We start from the raw sequence: 3772 nt of genomic DNA, 5'->3' as shown, positions 1-3772 counted from the left end.
TATCTTTCCTATCTACTCAGGAAACAATAATGACTGGGAGGACACAACATGCAGTTCACCCCATGGAACCCCAATCCTAAAGCAGCACAGAGGGTCAATGACCCGCTCCCCGTTCCCACCCAATGCCGACATTGCCGCAGTCACGTAAAGATAGCCCATCACACGGAGGTGTTTGGGAAGACCCGGCATGACGACAAATGGCCGTGGTTCTATGTCTGCTGGTCATGCGATGCTCGTGTCGGTATGCATCCAGAAACCGATATTCCACTGGGATATCTGGCTGATGAACCGACACGGAGAGCGAGGCGGAGCGGCAAACAGGAATTTGAGGAGATGCGAAAGAGAGGGAATTTTGAACGCACGGAGGCGTACCGATGGCTGGCATGGAGGCTGGGGATTAGTATCAATAAATGTCATTTCGGCTGGTTTAATGCCGAGGTGTGCGAGAAAGCAACCAATATATGCAGGGGGTTTAAATAATGACTGATTTTACATCACTGGCAGATGGCGGCGAATTATCCCGTGAAACATGGGCTGATTTTGTTAAACGCCTCGAATATCAACATAAAGGCGAAGGTGTTGATCGGCACGGCACGGCGCATCCATCATTTACAGTCAGAGAAAAGGTTAGATTGACTGGCTCTGAGGATGACGAGGTAGGAATATATTACGATTGAGGAGCGTATTATTCCCTAGAGAACGCATTAGCTCATTTAGATGATGAACAGAAACAGAAAATATTTAATTATGCGACAGAGGAATTTTTGGATGATTTAGACAATTTAGACGATATAGATAAAGCTAAATGCATCGTGTCTGTATTAGAGGACTCATATATTTTCTACTGGAAGTACGATTACAAAACTATAAATACTCATTTAACCAGAGAAGCGGCGGAACGATTCATTGCTCGTAAACAACATGATTATGGAGAATTATCTGTTTATGTTGAATCGTTCTATTGGTGCTGGGAAATGCGCACGTTGATTGAGGGAGTGTTGACTAGGAAAATAAAATACACAGGTGATGGTAATGACAAATAAACGTCGTTTTAATTTGTGGCAATGGATTTGGTTGCAGGTTTGGAATTTATCAGAATGGAGCGGAATAGGTTTAGGCCGTTTTTCTTCGTGGGTATTTCATCAAATGATTGGATGCAATTATCCAGTTAAGAAAATTAAATCAGGTGATAATAATGACTGATTCAGATTTATGCAGAGAAGCGTTTGAGAAATTCATGGTTGATGGGTTCAATTATCCAATTGACTCATTAGGTAAATATGACGATGGAACATATTGGAATATGCCAGCTCAAAATTACTGGGAAATATTCCAAGCAGCATGGAACGCAAGTCGGGAGAATATAATCAAACAGGAGAGCCAAAAATGAGCAAAGATGTGATTGAGAAAATAAACACAACATTGGAATCAGCCGAGGAATTTAAATCGGAAGGTGCCAGTACAATAATATTAGATTTAGATGTCTATATTACAATATTAAAACGGCTGGCCAAATATGAAAATATGGAGCCTGTGGCGTGGGGTCGTATTACTGGTATGTTTCGTATTATGGATACTACAACCCTACCAGTAATAGTATCAGAATGGATTGGGTTTAATGAATCGCATCCTGATATTGCTGACGATATATTCCCCCTCTACCGCCACCCCAACAAATAGAGAACCATCATGGATATTATCGACACAGCTAACGATGCCGTTGAGTTGACGGTATCCCATGCGCTCCAGAACCGGAAACCACCATTAACCAGCATCAACGGAATGTGCCGATGGTGTGAGACTGAGCCAGCAACACACGGTGCATTCTGTAGTCGGGAGTGCGGAGAGGATTATGAGCGGGATAGGCGGAGAGATGGAACAAAAATACAGCCTGATATTGGCTGATCCTCCATGGCAATATAATAACTCAGCCAGCAACGGAGCAGCCAACAATCACTAAACTGCCTCCCTATGCACCAGTTAACTACTGAGCGCATTTGAGTTAAAAGTACCCTCGCTTTTTTTGGGTTTTCCTTTTCCTGCTTGTCGAAAAACTTAACCCAAGATGACACGGGTATGCTGGCTACTGGTGTACACAAGAATTGTGTGTACATCGTGTTGTACACGACGGACTTATAAAGTATTTGAGTATTAGGTTTTAGAGTGGATGCGTACTTATCCCACCAGTAATCAAGGCAATCTTTTAATGTTGCTTCTCCTTCTGAATGAGAGAAATACATTTTTGGATCAAGCCCCTTTGTGTACAATGAGCGCATCTCACCTACTGCGATTCGTGCGTCCTTGAGCGACATTTCAGGATAACGACCAACAGTAAGGCGAACAGGCTTGCCATTCCAGCGATATCTATGCTGAAATGTTATGGTTCCGTTCGGCGTTATCCTGACACTTAAGCCGTCACCATCGGTTAACTCAGGCGTCCCTTTGTAGGGTTTATCGTGAATACCACGTAGTTTAGTGTCGCTCAATGCCATAGCTATAACCTGTACACAAGTTGAAGTGTAATTATGTACTCAATCTGTACACAATGGCAAGTGAACGAACCGACCACAACTAAAAACGAGTAGGAACAAAGCGAAACAAATAAAGGCAAAAAACTTGATTAAAACAGGAAGAAAGAGATAAGATACAAACAGCTCACAACAGATTGAAACAGAGTAGTAAAAAGTCCCCTTAGTTAAATGGATATAACGAGCCCCTCCTAAGGGCTAGTTGTAGGTTCGATTCCTGCAGGGGACGCCATACATGACTAAACCTACCTAAACCCACCTAAACAACCACACTTAAAACCCCAGAATATCAAGCAATCATACTAAACCCGCCTAAACCGAACTAAACTGGAATAAACCCCATTACGGGGGTATTATCGGGGGTAGTGGCAAATACCCTATGTTAGGATAAGACAATGAAGCTGTTTACATGGGTGAAGCTGAACAAGCTGGCAATGGATCGCATAGACAAAGCCATTCAGGAAGGAAGGCTGCTCGATAGCTGGGATTTTATCAACCTGCTCAACACCGAAACACGGATGAACGGCGGCAATTATACCCGCAGCAATACCGAGGATGTATTAATAGCAGTCAGAGGCAATGGACTGGAACGGCAATCCGCCAGTGTGAAGCAGGTTGTTTATTCGTGCCTGGGTGAGCATTCGCAAAAACCGAGGGAGGTTCACCACAGGCTAGAACAGTTATATGGAGACGTACCACGCATTGAGTTATTCGCCCGTGAGTCAATGGACGGCTGGCATTTATATGGCAATGAATCACCCGTAAACAATATCGAATTTATTAACGGAGTCAACTTCATCACCCATGACTAACGAATTCGAGAACGGAAGACGACAGGTGGCAAACCAAAAGAAAAACTATACAGCCTAGCCCTGTTCAACAACCAGATTGACCGCTTCTCTTTTAAAGTTATCGGTAAATTTTTGGGGTGATTTTCGTTTCATAAAGACACCTTAGTTAAAGTCATTCTATTCCTTTACCAAAGTGTCCAAATTTATTAAAGCACAACACATCTCGCTTTAAAAATATTAAAAAAAACCAATAGCCTATATAATTAAATGAGTTTAAAATTTATTTTTTACAAAAAAATGACATTACTTTCAATTTCTAGATATAATAAAAATACTTGGATTCACATATTAAGCGCAACACCGTAATGAACGAAGCAAATGAGTGGGTATTCCTTTAAATAACTCATTCGGTGTTTTGTAATCTCGTGTTTTACGAGGGCGATTATTTAATCG

Annotated in this window: 6 protein-coding genes, 1 tRNA gene and 3 pseudogenes; 8 read left to right on the top strand and 2 right to left on the bottom strand. The window is 42.0% G+C overall.

Annotated elements, in window-relative coordinates; all coding sequences use genetic code 11:
* Nucleotides 1–48 precede the first annotated feature (48 nt).
* From NXS07_RS18910 to NXS07_RS18885, 6 genes are all read left to right on the top strand, one after another.
* On the top strand, nucleotides 49–480 hold the full coding sequence (locus NXS07_RS18910; RefSeq protein WP_051863035.1) for a zinc-finger-containing protein: 432 nt from the start codon (nucleotides 49–51) through the stop codon (nucleotides 478–480).
* Nucleotides 480–677, top strand: a complete 198-nt coding sequence (locus NXS07_RS18905) for a hypothetical protein (protein WP_038223614.1) — start codon at nucleotides 480–482, stop codon at nucleotides 675–677. Before NXS07_RS18910 ends, NXS07_RS18905 begins: the two co-directional genes overlap by 1 nt.
* A gap of 87 nt (nucleotides 678–764) precedes the next feature.
* Entirely contained in the window at nucleotides 765–1043 is a 279-nt protein-coding gene (locus NXS07_RS18900; protein WP_038223612.1) for a hypothetical protein, read from the top strand.
* A complete protein-coding gene (locus tag NXS07_RS18895; protein ID WP_258087396.1) occupies nucleotides 1033–1203 on the top strand; it encodes a hypothetical protein in 171 nt (56 codons plus the stop codon). Before NXS07_RS18900 ends, NXS07_RS18895 begins: the two co-directional genes overlap by 11 nt.
* Nucleotides 1196–1390 carry a phiTE_015 family protein gene (locus NXS07_RS18890; RefSeq protein WP_038223610.1) on the top strand — a complete coding sequence of 65 codons (195 nt, stop codon included), beginning with the start codon at nucleotides 1196–1198 and terminating at the stop codon, nucleotides 1388–1390. The genes NXS07_RS18895 and NXS07_RS18890 overlap by 8 nt, the downstream gene beginning before the upstream one ends.
* Nucleotides 1387–1680: a hypothetical protein gene (locus NXS07_RS18885; RefSeq protein WP_038223609.1), complete on the top strand. Its 294-nt coding sequence runs from the start codon at nucleotides 1387–1389 to the stop codon at nucleotides 1678–1680. Before NXS07_RS18890 ends, NXS07_RS18885 begins: the two co-directional genes overlap by 4 nt.
* Nucleotides 1681–1961: 281 nt before the next feature.
* Here NXS07_RS18885 and NXS07_RS18880 read toward each other — a convergent pair.
* Nucleotides 1962–2492: pseudogene (locus NXS07_RS18880) on the bottom strand (Arm DNA-binding domain-containing protein); the annotation flags it as partial.
* 193 nt (nucleotides 2493–2685) lie between these two features.
* Here NXS07_RS18880 and NXS07_RS18875 point away from each other — a divergent pair.
* Nucleotides 2686–2760: transfer RNA gene (locus NXS07_RS18875), tRNA-Arg, on the top strand.
* A gap of 157 nt (nucleotides 2761–2917) precedes the next feature.
* A pseudogene (locus NXS07_RS18870) lies at nucleotides 2918–3340 on the top strand (MT-A70 family methyltransferase); the annotation flags it as partial.
* A 327-nt stretch (nucleotides 3341–3667) separates the two neighbouring features.
* Here the strand turns inward: NXS07_RS18870 and NXS07_RS18865 are convergent.
* Nucleotides 3668–3772, bottom strand: a pseudogene (locus NXS07_RS18865) (IS30 family transposase); the annotation flags it as partial.

Source organism: Xenorhabdus bovienii (assembly GCF_024721015.1).
GTDB classification, from domain to species: Bacteria; Pseudomonadota; Gammaproteobacteria; order Enterobacterales; family Enterobacteriaceae; genus Xenorhabdus; species Xenorhabdus bovienii.
This window is presented reverse-complemented; position numbering and strand designations above follow the sequence as displayed.

What these genes read in the sequence shown, in the direction of transcription:
- NXS07_RS18895 (WP_258087396.1), top strand. Translation starts at nt 1,033, where the DNA reads ATGACAAATAAACGTCGTTTTAATTTGTGGCAATGGATTTGGTTGCAG.
- NXS07_RS18885 (WP_038223609.1), top strand. Translation starts at nt 1,387, where the DNA reads ATGAGCAAAGATGTGATTGAGAAAATAAACACAACATTGGAATCAGCC.
- NXS07_RS18890 (WP_038223610.1), top strand. Translation starts at nt 1,196, where the DNA reads ATGACTGATTCAGATTTATGCAGAGAAGCGTTTGAGAAATTCATGGTT.
- NXS07_RS18910 (WP_051863035.1), top strand. Translation starts at nt 49, where the DNA reads ATGCAGTTCACCCCATGGAACCCCAATCCTAAAGCAGCACAGAGGGTC.
- NXS07_RS18905 (WP_038223614.1), top strand. Translation starts at nt 480, where the DNA reads ATGACTGATTTTACATCACTGGCAGATGGCGGCGAATTATCCCGTGAA.